Origin of the sequence: Niastella yeongjuensis (assembly GCF_900110245.1) — a bacterium.
GTDB lineage: Bacteria > Bacteroidota > Bacteroidia > Chitinophagales > Chitinophagaceae > Niastella > Niastella yeongjuensis.
The window spans coordinates 1-17,730 of record NZ_FOCZ01000003.1 but is presented as its reverse complement, the minus strand read 5'-3'; the positions used below and the strand labels follow the sequence as shown (position 1 = coordinate 17,730).

At 45.3% G+C, this 17,730-nt stretch carries 11 protein-coding genes; 4 read left to right on the top strand and 7 right to left on the bottom strand.

The genetic code is table 11. The features are described from left to right. Window positions 1–66: 66 nt before the first annotated feature. Window positions 67–765, bottom strand: a complete 699-nt coding sequence (locus BMX95_RS08570; RefSeq protein ID WP_133053826.1) for a hypothetical protein — start codon at window positions 763–765, stop codon at window positions 67–69. A 418-nt stretch (window positions 766–1,183) separates the two neighbouring features. On the opposite strand from BMX95_RS08570, the gene BMX95_RS08565 reads away from it, so the two are divergent. Next, window positions 1,184–3,391 carry an alpha-N-acetylglucosaminidase gene (locus tag BMX95_RS08565; RefSeq protein ID WP_081197321.1) on the top strand — a complete coding sequence of 736 codons (2,208 nt, stop codon included), beginning with the start codon at window positions 1,184–1,186 and terminating at the stop codon, window positions 3,389–3,391. On the opposite strand, the gene BMX95_RS08560 is transcribed toward BMX95_RS08565, so the two are convergent. The 4 genes from BMX95_RS08560 to BMX95_RS08545 form a co-directional block, all read right to left on the bottom strand. Then, on the bottom strand, window positions 3,384–4,376 hold the full coding sequence (locus BMX95_RS08560) for a phosphatase PAP2 family protein (protein ID WP_165758795.1): 993 nt from the start codon (window positions 4,374–4,376) through the stop codon (window positions 3,384–3,386). The genes BMX95_RS08565 and BMX95_RS08560 overlap by 8 nt on opposite strands. A 148-nt stretch (window positions 4,377–4,524) precedes the next feature. After that, complete coding sequence (locus BMX95_RS08555) at window positions 4,525–6,699, bottom strand: TonB-dependent receptor (protein WP_081197319.1); 2,175 nt, start codon at window positions 6,697–6,699, stop codon at window positions 4,525–4,527. Window positions 6,700–6,771: 72 nt separating this feature from the next. Next, window positions 6,772–8,028: a sensor histidine kinase gene (locus tag BMX95_RS08550; RefSeq protein WP_081197318.1), complete on the bottom strand. Its 1,257-nt coding sequence runs from the start codon at window positions 8,026–8,028 to the stop codon at window positions 6,772–6,774. Beyond that, window positions 8,025–8,702 carry a response regulator transcription factor gene (locus BMX95_RS08545; protein ID WP_081197317.1) on the bottom strand — a complete coding sequence of 226 codons (678 nt, stop codon included), beginning with the start codon at window positions 8,700–8,702 and terminating at the stop codon, window positions 8,025–8,027. The genes BMX95_RS08550 and BMX95_RS08545 overlap by 4 nt, the downstream gene beginning before the upstream one ends. Window positions 8,703–8,816: 114 nt before the next feature. Between BMX95_RS08545 and BMX95_RS08540 the strand changes: the two genes are divergently transcribed. Beyond that, a complete protein-coding gene (locus BMX95_RS08540) occupies window positions 8,817–10,763 on the top strand; it encodes an LTA synthase family protein (protein WP_081197316.1) in 1,947 nt (648 codons plus the stop codon). A 77-nt stretch (window positions 10,764–10,840) separates the two neighbouring features. On the opposite strand, the gene uxuA is transcribed toward BMX95_RS08540, so the two are convergent. Beyond that, on the bottom strand, window positions 10,841–12,001 hold the full coding sequence (gene uxuA, locus BMX95_RS08535; protein ID WP_090519355.1) for a mannonate dehydratase: 1,161 nt from the start codon (window positions 11,999–12,001) through the stop codon (window positions 10,841–10,843). A gap of 34 nt (window positions 12,002–12,035) precedes the next feature. Then, window positions 12,036–13,964, bottom strand: a complete 1,929-nt coding sequence (locus BMX95_RS08530) for a sialate O-acetylesterase (protein ID WP_081197315.1) — start codon at window positions 13,962–13,964, stop codon at window positions 12,036–12,038. Between the two features lie 407 nt (window positions 13,965–14,371). Between BMX95_RS08530 and BMX95_RS08525 the strand changes: the two genes are divergently transcribed. Next, a complete protein-coding gene (locus tag BMX95_RS08525; protein WP_081197314.1) occupies window positions 14,372–15,412 on the top strand; it encodes a LacI family DNA-binding transcriptional regulator in 1,041 nt (346 codons plus the stop codon). A gap of 84 nt (window positions 15,413–15,496) precedes the next feature. Further along, window positions 15,497–17,638, top strand: coding sequence for an alpha-glucuronidase family glycosyl hydrolase (locus tag BMX95_RS08520; protein WP_081197313.1), 2,142 nt, complete (start codon window positions 15,497–15,499; stop codon window positions 17,636–17,638). Window positions 17,639–17,730: the final 92 nt, after the last annotated feature.

Here is a 17,730-nt window from a genome sequence, read left to right as displayed (position 1 = left end):
ACCTGTAAGGTTCACCTCAAGCGTCCGAACATTCAGGAGGCCAAAGTGATCCTGACAGGTCTTATCTTACTTCATACTTTCCGCCTGCATCAAAGCTACATACCCAACAGAACTACCAATTAGCCTGTTCGCATGTCTGATCCTGTCTAACAGCAAGCCTCTTACTTCCAGTAACTGGACGTAATATTTATGTGTTTGAACCTGGTTATCTAAAACAGTATTATACCCTTTCTTATTCATCAGGTCATTCATTTCTTTTATAAACAACCTGAGTTTCTTCACAAACACCGGCACCGCCTGTTGATATATCCTCAGCATTTTTTCCGCCTGTACGCCATAGTCTTCCTCCAGTTTGCGAATAGAGTCGATCCCTGACGTCAACCTGCCGTAATCATCAACTATATTAAAAAATACCCGGCTCTGCTCTGTCTGTTTTTTCTTCAACTCCGGGTCTTCGGCTATAACTATTTTGGTGAAATCAACCCTTCTTCCCTCCATTTCGTACCGGCCAGATAACATGGACAGCAACAGACTCTGGTGATTCGATCTATCGGCAAGGGCATTGATCTGCGCATCCAGCACGGCTTCATATTGCTGGTAAGGCGTGTGCTTTCCTTTTGGATAACATTGCTGCCAGGCTTCATTGACATTGCCGGTCACCGGAGGCAATTGATCAACATATTTAAAAATATCAAAAGCAGATTGGCATTTTGCGGTATAGGCAATACTCATCAAACAAACCAGTAACGGTAATTTATACAACATATAAGTAGCATTAATTACAGCAAACGTATATCTACCAAAAAGTTTAAAAAAGAGGGAGTGCGATAAATTGGTGAGAATGACGAATGAACTGGCAGAAGCAGGAAGCAGGACGTATGAAGTAAGAAGTAGGAGAAATGAAAAATAGGGGGATTTCATACCTCTTATCTCTTACCTCCTACTTCCTATTTCTTACCTCCTACTTCTTTTGTGTCCGTTCACAATTCCCAATAATGAGTTTTGTTATACCTAATTTATAAAATCCCGGTCTTATTAAGAAGGGTATAAACACGGTTTTTCCTGTTATGCCTTTTTTACGAAAAGGGTTTCGTGACTATATGAGGGACATATTGCCTGAAAATAAAAAATTGGTTTTATCTTGTTTGCGTAACCCATTGGTATACCAACCAGTTACTAACTTATGGTAAAAAAAATACGAATAGTTCGAACAGCCCGCCTTATACTGTTCCTGGCCACTTTACTGCCATTAACCATTGCTGCCCAGTTAAACACAAAGGCTTCCGCCGGCTTAATTAAACGGGTGGTTCCGCGTTATGCCTCCCTGTTTATCGTAGAAGACATTCCCGCTGAAAACGACAAAGATGTATTTGAAGTGGAAAGCCGTGGTAAAAACATTGTGCTGCGTGGCAATAACGGCACATCCATTGCCTGCGCCCTGTACCATTATCTTACGGAGTATTGTCATTGCCAGATCACCTGGAATGGCACCAATTTGCAGCTCCCGGCCACCCTGCCAGTAGTTACAAAAAAAGTACACAAGGCTACTCCCTATACCTATCGCTATTACCTTAACTATTGCACCTTCAATTACAGCATGAGCTGGTGGGACTGGGAGCGCTGGCAAAAAGAAATTGACTGGATGGCCCTGCATGGCATCAATATGCCGCTGGCCATTACGGGCGAAGAATACACCTGGTATGAAGTGTATAAAGAAATGGGCTTTACCGATGAGGAGTTGAAAGACTTCTTTTGCGGGCCGGCTTATTTTGGCTGGTTCTGGATGGGGAATCTCGATGCCTGGGGCGGTCCCCTTCCACTGAACTGGATGAAAAGCCATAAAGCCCTGCAGGAAAAAATACTGCAACGCGAAAGAGAACTGGGGATGAAACCCGTACTGCCTGCCTTTACCGGACACGTTCCGCCTGCGTTCAAAAAGAAATACCCAAACGCCAAATTAAAAGCCACCAACTGGACAAATGGTTTTGCCGACACCTACATACTCGATTCGCAGGACCCTTTGTTTGCAGAAATCGGGAAACGCTTTCTGCAAAAACAAACCACTTTGTTTGGGACCGATCACCTGTATTCGGCAGATACTTTTAATGAAAATGAACCACCGTCTGATGACCCGGCCTTTCTTTCAGCATTAAGCGCGCGTATATATGAAGGCATGAAACAAGCCGATACAGCCGCCACCTGGGTAATGCAGGGCTGGTTGTTTTATAGTGACCGTAAATTCTGGAAAGCACCACAGATTGAAGCGTTGTTGAAAGCAGTACCGGACAATAAAATGATCCTGCTCGATCTGGCTGCAGAGATTGAACCGGTTTGGAAACGCACCGATGCCTTTTATGGAAAACCCTGGATCTGGAATATGCTGCACAATTTTGGCGGCAACGTAAACCTGTTTGGCCGCATGGATGGCGTAGCAGCCGGCCCGGCCCAGGCTCTCAACGATAAGGCATCGGGCAAATTGTGGGGCATTGGGTTAACCATGGAAGCCATTGAACAAAATCCCGTGATGTATGAACTGATGACCCAGCATACCTGGCAAACAACCCCGGTTGAGCTGGATGACTGGATACCACAATATGTATTGAACCGCTATCGTACCAACAATAAAGAGCTGGTAAACGCCTGGCAAATATTGAGACGAACAGTGTATAATGGTGCGCTTATCCGTGATGGCGCCGAATCGATCATCACCGGCCGGCCCACATTTGATTCCACCACCGTTTGGACACGCACTAAACTCAACTACGCTCCCAACGACCTGTTACCTGCCTGGGACCTGTTTATACAGGCTGCCAACAAAGGCGTCAACACGGATGGATTCCAGTACGATGTGGTTGATGTTACCCGACAGGCACTCGCCAACTATGCCGCACCGTTACAAAAAAAATGGGTAACTGCATTTAAAGAAAAAGACAGTGCAGCTTTCAACAAATACAGCAATGCTTTTTTACAATTGATCAGTGATATGGACGGGTTGTTGGCTACCCGTAAAGATTTTATGCTGGGGCCCTGGTTGTCTACTGCCCGCAGCAACGGTACCACCCCTGCTGAAAAAGCCTTATACGAACAGAACGCCCGTGATCTGATCACGCTTTGGGGCGGAGCCAACAGTCCTTTACATGAATATTCAAACCGTCAATGGAGCGGGTTGCTGAATGATTTTTACAAACCACGCTGGCAACAATTCTTTACCTTATTGCAACAATCTTTACGTACCGGTTCAACACCCGATCTGAAACAATTTGAGGAAAATATTCGCAACTGGGAATGGCAATGGGTAAACAGGCAAAATGAGTTTCCCACAGTTCCTATGGGTCAGCCTTTGCAGGTAGCGCAATCATTATATAAAAAGTATAGAGATCACATTAATTAAAAGTATAAACAAACCCAGGTAACACGCGGCCAAATTGATAGCCCGGAGCAAACGACAAAGTATTCTTCTTTTTCGCAGCCTGTTCCGATTTCAGCTTGGCATACCGGTGATAATTATTCACCACCTGCCGGCCAATGAGGTGACCGAGGATCCCGCCTATGAGTACATCAGAGGCCCAGTGTTTGTTTTCGGTAATACGGCTCAGGCCAATGACAGAGGCGGCACCGTAAGAGAGAATTTTAATCGCAGGCCGGTCGCTGTATTCCATGGCAAATACGGTTGCGGCAGCAAAAGCCAGCGTAGTATGTCCCGATGGAAATGAAGTGTAGGAATAATTGTCCGGTTTGTTACCGTTCGCGTCTTTTTTAAATTGATAAAACGGGCCATGCCATAATGTTTTATTGGAGTTTATTTCAGGATTGTAATTATAAGGCCGTTGTCTTCCCGATAAAAACTTAAGTGCTTCAAAGATCAACGCCGAAGAAATATAAGCTTGCGTTGCCAGCAAGGTAGTCGTCTTTATCTTTTCGTTTTTAAACAGCCAGCCATAAGTGCCGAGAGCAGCCAGCGTATACACTTCATAGGGGCCGCCAAATCGTGTAACGTATTTACTGGTGTTCACCAATGTGGGGCTTTCACCACGCCACCTTACTGCCGTTCGGCTAATGGGTTTATCTAACAACAATACGCCTGCGGTTAAGCCAACTACGGCAGCTGTTCTAAACCAGTCGCGTGGTTTTGCATGAAATGGCGCAGTAACCTGTTGTTTGATGTCATCGCCCAATAAAGTAAAGTAAACAGGGAAAGTGATCTTTGTTTTCTGATTGTAGAATTCCCGCCTGATACTGTCCTTATTGCCTCTTTTTACCTCAGGTGGCAATTGATTTAAACTATCCAGTTTCTTTGGTAATGTATCGTTCTGGGCCAATGCAGTAAAGGGTAATAGCATTAGCCAGAAAATACCATATCGTAGCTTCTTTCCCATGTTGAAAGACATTTTTTTCTAACCCACATCCAATATGTATGTTGACCTTTCCCGGAAATACATTAAAATATTATGCCATCCAACATACCTGTTGTTACTGAATTAACTACTGAAATCTGAAGCGATTTTGAAGTATACTACTGGTATGTTATTTATGTCCCCAATTCCAGCGAACAGATAAATTCGCTACGCGCCCATCGATGGGCGCCCATAAAGGTTTAAACGTTGGATCGGAGATGGGGCCTGTATACAATGCTTCGTGTTTGCTTTGCCGGTAATCGAGCAGGTTCTCACAATTCAGTACTATACTAACCGTTTTGCCAAACTTCTTTTCCATCATAAGCGCCATAAACAAATAATCGGGCGTTTTCGTATCCCCATCACGGTATTGGGTACCGGTATAGGATCCTTCCAGCCCAAACCGCCACGCGTTCTCTATTTCGTATACCACTACAAATGCCATGCGGTTACGCGGCGTGAGGGGCATAAACTGGTTGTCTTGTAAATATTTTCTTTCTGCCACCGTGTAAGTATATCCCGCATACAACTCCCACGCTGCCAACTTTAATTGTACATAGGTATCAAACCCGCGCGTTAGGATATGGCTGCCGGCATTGTTAAACGATACCGGTCCCAATGCTTCTTCTGTTGCAATGACGGGATTGTTGATCCTGGTTAAAAAGAAAGCATGGTTAATGAATATCGAACGTTCTTCCCCAAACTCTTTTTTATAATTGACTTCCGCGTTGTAGCCTATCGATTTTTCGGCCTGTATACCGGGTGGCAACGGTTGTATATCCTGAATGGGGTAATCAACTGTTTGCACAGCCAGTGGGTTGGGTGTTTTATAACCCATGCCTACACCCAGCCGTGTAGCCCATTCTTCATTGAACCGGTGAAACAATGCTACCCGTGGTAAAACAAAGTTGCCATAATTGTTGTGATGATCAGCCCGAAGTCCTGCTTCCAGAATGGTATTGACGGGTAAATTAACAGTCGCCTGTGCAAATGCACCTACAGTATTATTATTAAAATCCGTCAGCGCCACGGGATCGGAGGGTAATACTTTAAAGCGGTCTCCGGTAACATTTATACCGCCCACAAAACTATACTTAGACCGGGGAATAAGAATAGAAGCCTCGGTAAAATAATTTAACTGGTTCCCTTTAAAATGATGAACGTTGGTAATGATCTCCCGGTCAAAAGAAGTGGTACTGGCTTTTAGCTCCAGCCTGTTGCCATTACCTATTGTACGATCAACCAGCAGATCACCCGTATGCCGGGCTGTTTTGTTTTTTTCAAAGAATTGATGCAGGGCATCCCCTTTTTCTTTTATCACCTGCATATCACCGCCATTGCGGGTTTCAAAAGTACCGGTATAACCCAGCGCAATGGTTGTTTTGCTATCAGGATAAAAAAAGAAGCGGGGATGTACTACCACTGCATCTGTTTTAGGCACGTCGGAAAAATTATCATCGTTGACATCAACTGCTCCCTGACGGGTTATGCCACCGAAAAAGTTATACCCTACTTTCTTATTTCTTTTTGCTATATACGTATTGAAATTACTTTCTCTTAAGGTGCTTTGGTTAAGCGTAAAGAGCCCTTCCTGTTCATAGCCGGGCCGTTTAGAGATCAGGTTGATCAACCCGCCAATAGCGCCGCCGCCGTATAATGTGGAAGCAGATCCTTTGATCAGTTCCACCTGTTTCAGATCGAGTGGTGGTATCTGCATAATACCAAAGCCGCCACTGAAACCATCAAAAAGCGGCATCCCATCGCGTAAGATCTGTGTATATCGACCGTCCAACCCCTGTATACGCACATTCGAATTACCCGATACGGCAGATGATTGTTGAATTTGTATACCACTTACATCCCCCAGTATACTGGCTATGTTTCCGGGTTTAATGGTATTTTCTTCGTCCATCTCTTCCTTTCCCAGCACTTCCACTTTTAGGGGTGAATTTTCCATCCGCTGGTTATTACGGGTACTGGCCAGTACAGTTACTTCTTCCATTTCTTTGTGAGTAGCTGTTAACAGTACTTCATGCCAGCTGGTATCGGGTAAAGTAACAGTGAGCGATGTGGGTTCATACCCTACTGAAGAAAACTGAAAGCTGTGTTTGCCTGCTGCCAGATCGATGATCACTGCCTGGCCACTGTCATTGGTAATAACCCCTTTGCCACCGGTTGGTGTAACCGATACACCAGGCAATACCGCTGCGGTGGTTTTATCTTTTACAGTTACCCGAAAAATTTCCTGGGCAGAAGCAGTCCATGTGCATACCAGGCATACAATGATCAACATCCAGTTTTTCATGCGCTAATTTTAAAACAAAGCAGTTAATACCGGATGCAACCTATTGCCTGATTCTGTCAGCAATTTGAAGCATTACAAAGAAATCAAAAAGATATGTAAACCCTGTTGGTAATCATAATGTAACGTATAATCCGTTACCGCGCATACCTGCTTTACGATAGAAAGGCCAAGCCCATTTCCATCGGCTTTGGTATCGGGGTGGCGATAAAAGCGCTGACTGACTTTGTTCTTCTCCAGGGCTGGCAAAAGCGAAGTATTGGAAATGACTAATTGCCGGGGTGTCAGTTCTATATTAATGATCCCCCCTTCTTTATTATACCGCAGCGCATTGTTCAACAGGTTGTTCACGATAACTTCTGCGAGGTGCGGGTTACAATCTATTTGCACCGGCATTAGTTTCGTTTGCAGGGTGATCTTTTTTGAGGAAAGCAGTTCTGCCAGTTCATCTGCTTTTTGTTGAATTATTTTATCCAGATCGATCTTCTCCTGCAGCGGGAACTGTCCATTTTCGATGCGCGCCAGTAATAACAGGTCCTGGTTCAGGCGGGTTAACCGGTTAACGGACTGTTCTATGGTTTGAATGGATTTATTATGCTGCTGCAATACCTGTTCGTCCTGCATCAATGCTTCTGTATGTGACCTGATCACGGCCAACGGGGTTTGCATTTCATGAGCAGCATTGGCGCTGAACTCTTTCACTACCTGATAATCCTGTTGCGCCCGTTCCGTCATGTTGGTCAGTCGTTGGTTCAGCAGATCAAATTCGCTAACGCCACTAACAGGCAATTGCAGCGCCTGTTGTTTGGCCAGCTGGTATTGCTCTACTTCCTCTACAGTTTTATAAAAAGGTTTCCACAGGCGCTTTATCACTATGCGGTTGATAACATAACCCGCCAGCAGGATCAGGGCAATCATGCCGGCTCCTACCAGGATCACCATTTGTAAAAGGTCTTCCGTTTCTACTTGCGATTTGGTTACCGTTACCCGGTAATTTTTATTGGCCACCGTAATGCCAAATACCAGTTTTCGCATCCATTCCATTTCACCTTTTTTCTCCCCATGTGCTTTTTTACTATGATACTTCGTTCCGATAAGCAATTCATTGGAAATTGCATAGGTGATCTGCTGGTTATAAGCATTCACAACCTCTGGCAGTTTATTGTGCATTTCCACATAGGAGATTATTTCCGTTTGTTCCGTATGCAGGGACTCGTCCAGCTGCTTGAGCAATACAGCGCGTAAAACAAAATAAAAGACTATACTGCCTACAACAAATACAATGATGGATGCAGCTATATTGATGCGATTATATCGGCTAAAAAGTTTCATTTAATGGAAAATTTATACCCCATCCCATATACACTGTGTATATAATCACCGGCTCCATACTGTAATAACTTTTTGCGCAGGTTCTTTACATGGGTGTAAATGAAATCAAGGTTCTCTGCCAGGTCCGCATCATCACCCCACAGGTGACTGGCAATGGCGTCTTTTGACAATACCCGGTTCTTGTTCACCAGAAAATATAACAACAGTTCATACTCCTTACGTGTAAGATTTATCTCCGTATCCAGCACCTTTACGGTTTTCGCCTGTACGTCTATCTGTATTTCTTCAAATCGGATACTGGTACTCCCCTGTAAATTTTTGCGGCGGATGATGGCAGCTATCCGGGCGCTTAATTCCGGTAAGTGAAATGGTTTGGTGAGGTAATCATCTGCCCCGAGCTGTAAGCCCGTTAATTTATCATCCAGCTCATTGCGGGCAGAGATAATGATAACGCCATCGCTTTTCTGATTGGCTTTTAGTTGACGCAGCAATTCCAGCCCATTACCACCGGGCAGCATAATATCCAGTACAATACAGTCATACTGATACACCTCCGTCTTTTCCAGGGCATCGTGAAAGTTACTGACAGACTCGCAGAGATACTGCTGGTGATGCAGGTAATCTACCATGGCTTTGTTCAACGATGGCTCATCCTCAATGATCAGGACTTTCATATTGGTAATTTATGCAAAGTAATATACCAAAACTGAAGAAATTCAGGTAAAACTTTGCAGGACTTCAAAATTCCTACAAAATCAGGCAGTTCATTTACATCTTTTTAACTTCCTATGGTCTCAAAATCCCGATATTCTGTCCTATTCCAGTTCATACTGTTCTTCCTGATCATCTCTTTTATTACAAGAACTGTTTTATTAGCCTGGTCTTTTCAGAAAGCCGATCCCGGCTTACTGACCTGTTTGCGTATTTACGCCCAGGGCCTCCTCTTTGATACCATAGTAGCGCTTTGTTTTAGCGTCGTATATGCAGTGTATTTACTGGTATTGCCCCAACGCTGGAATACTTCTTATGCTAATAAGGTAATAACCTATGCCGGTTTTTTTCTCACCGTGTTGATCATCATGTTTTCGTTCTTTGCCGAATTCGCATTTTGGGATGAATTTGAAAGCCGGTTCAATTTTATCGCAGTCGACTACCTGGTATACACCTTTGAGGTGATCAATAATATCAACCAGTCGTACCCCCTGCCCTGGCTTATCGGTGGCATGCTGTTGCTGACAGCTCTGGTTCTTTTTATCTTTTATAAAAGAAGGGCCTTTCAACAGAGCTTTAAATCCGACACCTCTTTTGCAACGCGGCTTTTATTTACTGCCACCATATTGACAGGGGCACTGCTGGGCGTTTTGTTTATACCTAATTCCTGGGCCGATGGAAAGCATAACCGGTATCAGAATGAATTATCGAAAGCTGGTATCTACTCTTTCTTTTCCGCTTTCAGGAACAACGAATTGAACTATTATGACTTTTATGCAAAAGAACCGGAAGCTACCGCATTTTCTATAGTCCGGTCCGATTTACAGGAGGCTGATGCGTCATTCACCGGGAATGGGTTTACCATCCGGCGGCAGATCAACAATGCCGGGATGGCACAAAAACCGAATGTAATACTGGTAACTATTGAAAGTTTCAGCGCCGATTTCATGGGTCATTTTGGGAACACCCAACACCTTACACCGGTATTGGATGCACTGGCAGATTCCAGCATCCTGTTCACCAATATGTATTCAACGGGTACCCGTACCGTTCGTGGCATGGAGGCATTGACGTTATGTGTTCCGCCTACACCCGGTAATAGTATTGTTCGCCGGAACGATAACCAGGGTTTGTTTACCGTGGGAAGTATCTTCAAAAAAGCCGGTTATACCCGGTCATTCTTTTATGGCGGCGACGGGTATTTCGATAACATGAACAATTTCTTTGGCAATAATGGATTTGATATAACCGATAAAGGCGGCAGGTTTTCACCTGGTGATCATTTCACGGGCGCCCGGAATATCATCGATGATAAAAATATTCATTTTGCCAATGCCTGGGGTATTTGTGACGAAGATCTCTATGATGCAGTTATAAGCGAAGCGGATGCCCGTTATGCCAAACAACAGCCTTTTTTTGATTTTGTGATGACCACCAGCAATCACCGTCCTTTTACCTATCCCGATAAAAAGATCGATATCCCTTCCGGTACAGGCCGGGATGGTGCTGTTAAGTATACCGATTATGCCATTGGGGAATTCCTGAAAAAAGTACGTACAAAACCCTGGTTCAACAATACGGTGATCATTTTTGTGGCCGACCATTGTGCCAGCAGCGCCGGTAAAAATGAGATCAATGTTTCAAAATATCATATTCCCTGTATCATTTCCAATTTGAAAAGCAATACACCGCCAGTCATCGATCAACAATGTTCTCAGATCGATCTGTTCGCTACTTTGTTTGGCTTGCTGAACTGGCAATATGAATCTGACTGGTATGGAAAGAATGTGTTATTGCCAACCTTTCAGCCCCGGGCCTATGTGGCTACTTATCAAAAGCTGGGTTATCTGCAACGCGACAGCCTGGTGATCGCCAGCCCGCAACAGCAAATCACTACCACTAAATGGAATGCCAAAACAGATGAACAGCGCCCGATAAAAAATGACCCGGCGTTAAGCAACAAAGCTATTGCAGCTTATCAAAGTGCTTATTACCTGTTTAAGAATGGGGGTATGAAGGAATAAGTTATTGAGTTATTGAGTTTAACCTCGCGGCTATGACTCAAAAACCTAATAACCTACGAACCTAATAACCTAAGAACTTATTTTAAACTACGGACTATTCCTAACTCCAATCCTCTTAATTCCGCCAGTCCCCGTAAACGACCAATAGCGCTGTAACCAGGATAGGTCGTTTTCTTCAGGTCATCCAGCATCTGGTGACCATGATCTGGCCGCATGGGTAAGTTTACTTTTCTTTTTTGCATAACCAGTACCAGCTCTTTTATTACTGCATACATGTCTACATCACCGGTGAGGTGATCGGCTTCAAAAAAGTTACCTGCCCCGTCTCTTTTTGTGGCGCGCAGGTGTATAAAATGAATATGATCGCCATAGCGTTGTACCATACCCGGAAGGTCATTGTCTGGCCGTACCCCAAACGAACCCGTGCAAAAACACAACCCGTTTGCGATGGATGGCACTGCCTGCAACAAGTCTTTTACATCCTGTTCGGTGCTCATAATACGCGGCAAACCCAATACCGGGTACGGCGGATCATCCGGATGAATAGCCATTTTCAACCCACCTGCTTCTGCCACCGGTACCACCTGTTGCAGGAAGTAAAACAAATGGGCTTTCAATTGCCGGGCATCTATGTGGTGATAGGTTGTTAATGCAGCCAGCACCTGCTCCTTGGTAAACGGTTCATTGCTGCCGGGCAATCCCAGTAATGCATTGCGGTATAAGGTTTCTTTTTTCTGAGGCGTTATAGTGTCGAGGTACTTTCCCGCGTCGCTGAGTTCTTCCTTTGTATATTCTTTTTCTGCCCCGGGCCGTTCCAGCATAAACACATCAAAGGCAATAAAAGCCAATCGTTCAAAGAACAGGGCTTTGCTGCCATCGGGCATTTCATAATCGATGTCGGTCCGCACCCAATCGAGTATGGGCATAAAATTATAAGTGATCACCTGCAGGCCACAGGCGGCTACATTACGCAGACTTTCCTTATAGTTCTCGATGTATTGCTGGTAATTACCGGTTTGCTTTTTGATGTCTTCATGAACCGGTAAACTCTCAATGACCGTCCAGGTCATACCAGCGGCTTCAATCAGGCCCTTCCTTTTGTTGATCTCGTCTATAGTCCAAACATCGCCCACGGGAATATGATGTAAGGCCGTTACTACGCCGGTACATCCTGCCTGTCTGATATGTTGTAATGGAACGGGATCATTTGGCCCGAACCAACGCATTGTATACTCCATTATAGAAATATTGAATATTAAAGTGAGTAATTTCTTACCAATTGTCCGTTCTAAACGGTGACGCCGGCAGCCCTTCTTTATTATACAAATTCGCGCCCGCCGGATTATCGGCCCAGGCATATCGAACGGCAACTGGTTGCGGCACCTGGTCGCTCCAAACTATTACGTTATTCCCTTCTATGGTGGCATTGGCCCATACAAACTTTTTATCGGCACCGGCGATGGCAAAGTATTTCAGTTCCTTATCACCTTTGGCCATCAGTCCACTACCAGTACTGGTAAACTGCAAGGTAATTTTATTGCCCTGTACTTTCATCCCTTTGTATAACGGACCTGAATAGACTACCTGCTGATCGCCATAGGCCTGTTTCTCTGCCCACAGCGCCAGCCGCTTGCCCACATCCTCTTTATTCAGCGGATGGATATCATTCCATTCGCCGATATCGGTGATCACAGCCATGCCGGTGTTAGGCAAAGATAAAGTCTTCAGCTGGGCTTCTCTTGTCATGGCCCAGTCGCTTTCACCGGGTTGGTCTTTTGTTTCCATATAATTGGCCAGTTGCACAAACAGGAAGGGGAAATTGCCTTCCTGCCATTGTTTCCGCCAGGTATTTATTACTGCCGGAAATAAGGTGCGGTATTCAACCGCCCGGCCTGCGTTGGATTCACCCTGGTACCAGATAACGCCTTTTATACGATAAGGTAACATAGGTGACACCATGGCCTTGTATAAACCTGTTGGCATATATTGAAAGAACGTAGCCAAAGGCAGCGGTGGTGCGGTGGTACCCAATGCAAATTGCCAGTCGCCCTTCAGGTCAATGGTTTCTTCACCTACTGTTAATTTATAGGGTTTATCGGTTATGAACCCACCACGGCCTGCATTGTTGATCACGCGCACTACAATGGTGTTTTTGCCTGGTTGCAATAAGCCGGCAGGTAACTCATACCGGCGGGGAGGGTATTGATAACCAATGGTGCCGGCAAAACGGCCATTAACAAAAACGGAATCCTGGTCAACGATCCTACCCAACAATAATTTGGCTGGCTTACCGGTCATGGAAGCCGGCACTTCAATCTCTTTTCTAAACCATACCACGCCGTTCACGCCTTTCAATCCATGTTCATCCCAAAAGCCGGGCACCGGCATGGTTTTCCAGTTGGCGGTATTCACACCGGGATCGTACCAGGGACTGGTATCATGTAACCCTTTATCCTGTTGCCAGATGGTTTGATACCAGTTATTCCGGATCTGCTGATCCCGGTTGCGAATACTGTCAATAAAACCTGGTTGCTTGTATAGCAGTGCTGTTTCCAGGTGTTGCGGAAATGCTTTGAGGGCACCCTCTGTTAGCCAGGCTTCTGCCGGTGAGCCGCCTACACTGGCTTTTATTAAACCAATAGGCACCTGGTATTTTTCATATAAAGTTTTTGCGAAGAAATAACCTACCGCTGTGAATTGTAAAACAGTCTGTGGATTGGCCAGTTGCCAACTGCCCGATTCATAATCTTTTCGTGCTTTTTGAAAATCATAGGTAGTAGCTACATTGAATTGCCTGATGGCCGGATTGGCGGAATTGGCAATTACGGCAGGATACTTTTCTTTTACCCGCTCCATAGGCAACTCCATATTCGACTGGCCCGAGCAAACCCATACATCGCCTACTAAAATATTCTTTATTACCAGTTGGTTTGAACCGGTTATCTCCATCTCGTACGGTCCGCCAGCTTTAAGCGCAGGCAGGGATACCGACCATGTGCTATCGGCACCGGTGGTACCAGTATAAGTTTTATCAATAAAATGAATGGTTACTTTCTCCCCAACAGCCGCCCACCCCCAAATAGTTAGTTTGGTATCCCGCTGTAACACCATATTATCGCTGATAAGACGCGGAAGTTTAACCTGAGCCAATACAGCTATACTTAGCAGACTCAGCATACATAAGGAAAGCAATCGGTACATAGTCGCTTGGTTCTTTGTTATTAAGTTCTTAGGTTATTGAGTTCTTTGTTCGCCAGCCGACGGAGCAGGAGCGCCGCGTCGGAGTTTTTCTGCTTCGCCCGCCGAAGCCCTGGCGTAGGAGGGCCCTCTGCCTTCTACCCCTACTGCCTACTCCCTTTCAAAAAGAAAAGCCCGACGGATGCGCAAACCCATTCCATTGCAACATCCTGTCGAACTTTCCATCTTTACGGTGACATTATTTTCAGGCATTCTGCCCGGTATTCTAAGGTTTTTATCAACATGGCAATCAATTGATAAGCAATTCGCGACACTAATTTAGCCAGAAAAATGAATCAATGTAACCGATTACATTGTTTTTTTAAAAATAATTTTATTTTACCTTTACTATCATATATGTAAGCGATTGTATGGCAAAACCCAAAGAAGTAACAATTTACGACCTTGCCCGGAAGTTAAATGTCTCAATAGCTACGGTAAGCAGGGCCCTCAAAGATGACCCCGTCGTAAGTAAAAAAACCAAGAAGAAGATCTTCGACCTCGCCGAAGAAATGGGCTACCGGTATAACCATTTCGCCCGCAACCTTCGGGAGCAGCGGACCTATACCATAGGGGTAATCGTACCGCGGCTCAATAGTTATTTCATGAGCACAGTGATCGCCGGTATTGAAAGTGTGGTCAATAACGAAGGGTATACGCTTCTTATAAGTCAGTCGTCTGAATCGGCAGGGAAAGAGGTCGACAGCGCCAAAACCATGTTCAATAACCGCGTGGATGGCCTGCTGGTTTCTCTCGCTTACGAAACCGATGACCTCGCTCATTTCGACCAATTTGTTAAAAAGGATGTTCCAATTATATTCTTCGACCGTGTGGCCGATCATCCCGATGGCACCAGCGTACTGATCGATAACCGAAAAGGCGCCTACGAATCTACCAGCCATTTGATAGCCCAGGGTTGTAAACACATTGTACATATTACCGCACCGCCCAAACGTAATGTGTATGTAGACAGGCTGGCGGGTTACAAACAGGCACTGGCCGATCACCATATACCTTTCGATGAAAAATATATACTGATCAATAACCTCAGTCAGGAAGCAGGCGCCCAGGCGGCAGCTGCTATTCTGCAAATGAACCCGTTGCCCGATGCCGTTTTTGCCGCAAACGATAATTGTGCCGTTGGTTGTATGGTAGCGTTGAAAAAAGCAGGCATCCGTATTCCGCAAGACATTGCTTTTGTAGGGTTTAACAACGACCCCGTATCAACCGTAGTGGAACCTAATTTAACTACCATTAATTACCCCGGTTATAAAATGGGGGAAATGGCCGCTGCCAGTTTGATCAATCATTTAAATGGCGTGAACAGCATCGATGCTACCAATACCATTTTATTACGGTCAGAACTGATCGTCAGAGCATCGTCATTAAAAACAACGTCCGACAGCGAATAGAATACAGCTGTAAGCCATAAGCTATAAGCCGTACACCCATCGCAACAAAGAACCCGGAACTACGAACTAAGAACTGGCATCTATATGAAAAAACTGGTTTTATTTTTATTCGTAATTCTCTTATGTACCCATGTATCCGCAGAGGATGGGTATCGCTTGTGGTTACGATACAACACCATCGACAACCCCGCTTTATTACAACAATACCGGCAACAGATCACCAGCATCAGTTGCCCGTCTGATGACGCCAGGCTAATAGCAGCCCATCAGGAATTGCAAACCGGTTTGTCAGGTTTACTGGGCAAAAAGATATCACTGCAAACGACTGTCACCAATGGCACCATTCTGTTGGGGTTACGCTCACATTTACCCTTTATCCGCAAGCTGGTAGGTGATACAGCACTGGCGCGCCTCGGTGAGGAAGGCTTTATTATCCGTACGGTGAAACACGAAGGGAAAAATGTGACGCTTATCACCGCCAATAAAGAAGCCGGCATTCTATACGGTGCTTTTCATTTTTTACGATTGCTGCAAACCCAACAATCCATACAACAGTTGTCGATAACCAGTGTACCTAAAATAAAACTCCGTTTACTGAATCATTGGGATAACCTGAACCGCACGGTAGAACGTGGTTATGCCGGTGGTTCCATCTGGGACTGGCAACGTTTGCCGGGTTACATAGACCAGCGGTATATCGATTATGCCCGGGCGAATGCTTCCATCGGAATCAACGGGGCCGCGATCACCAATGTAAACGCCAATGCCATCCTGTTAACGGAAGAATGGTTGCAAAAGGTAGCTGCACTGGCCAATGCATTCAGGCCCTACAATATAAAAATATACCTCACCGCCCGCTTTAGTGCACCGGTTGAGATCGGTAAATTAAAAACAGCCGATCCCTTAAATGAAGAAGTAAGAAAATGGTGGAAAGATAAAACCGACGAGATCTATAAACACATCCCTGACTTTGGCGGTTTTTTGGTTAAAGCCAATTCCGAAGGACAACCGGGTCCGCAGAATTACCAGCGAACCCATGCCGATGGCGCCAATATGCTCGCCGATGCCGTAGCCCCACACGGCGGTATTGTTATGTGGCGTGCATTTGTGTACAGCAATGAAACACCTGAAGACAGGTTCAAACAGGCGTACAATGATTTTAAACCACTCGATGGCCAGTTCAGAAAAAATGTATTGGTACAGGTAAAGAATGGCCCCATAGATTTTCAACCACGTGAGCCCTTTCACCCGCTGTTTGGCGCAATGCCGCAAACCCCGTTGATGATGGAATACCAGCTCACGCAGGAATACCTGGGCTTTGCCACCCACCTGGTGTATCTGGCTCCCCTGTTTAAAGAAGTGCTGGATGCCGATACCCATGCCAAAAACAACAGCACCGTAGCACAAATAGTAGATGGTACAACCGATGGCCATACCCTCACTGGTATGGCTGGCGTATCGAATATCGGCAGCGATATCAACTGGACGGGACATCCTTTTGGACAGGCCAACTGGTACACCCTGGGCCGGCTGGCCTGGGACAATACGTTAACTTCGGCCCAGATTGCCAATGAATGGATCAGACAAACCTTTACCAATAAACAGGCTTTTGTCGATACCGTACAACAGCTCATGCTGGCATCGAGGGAAATTCAGGTAAATTATATGACACCGCTTGGCCTGCACCACATCATGGGTTATAGCCATCATTACGGGCCCGCTCCCTGGTACAACAAGGCACCCCGTGCCGACTGGAACCCGGTCTATTTTCATAAAGCCGACTCTATAGGAATTGGCTTCGATCGTACTGCTGCCGGCAGCAATGCCCTGGCGCAATACCAGCCGGCTGTGCAGCAGCAATTTGAAAATATGGCTACCTGTCCGGAAACATTTCTCTTATGGTTTCATCACGTTCCCTGGGATTATAGGGTGCATTCCGGCAAAACCCTGTGGGAAACCATGTGCGATAAATATTACAGTGGCGTTGATTCCGTACGCTGGATGCAACACCGCTGGGAAGGAATGAAGAACTACATCGATGCTGAGCGGTTCAGCCAGATAAAACAACTGCTGGCCATTCAGGAGCAGGAAGCCGTATGGTGGCGCAATGCCTGTTTGTTGTACTTTCAAACTTTTTCCAGAAAACCTATTCCCGCGAAATATGAAAAACCCGATCATACATTAAGCTATTACGAAGGATTGGAATTTCCGTATGCACCGCATTAGTCTTTATGTAAAAGGGTTTCGGAGCAGCAGCAGTCCGAAAATCGGCTGCAAAGAAGAACTTTGCTGATTACAAAACATAAAAATTAAATTTT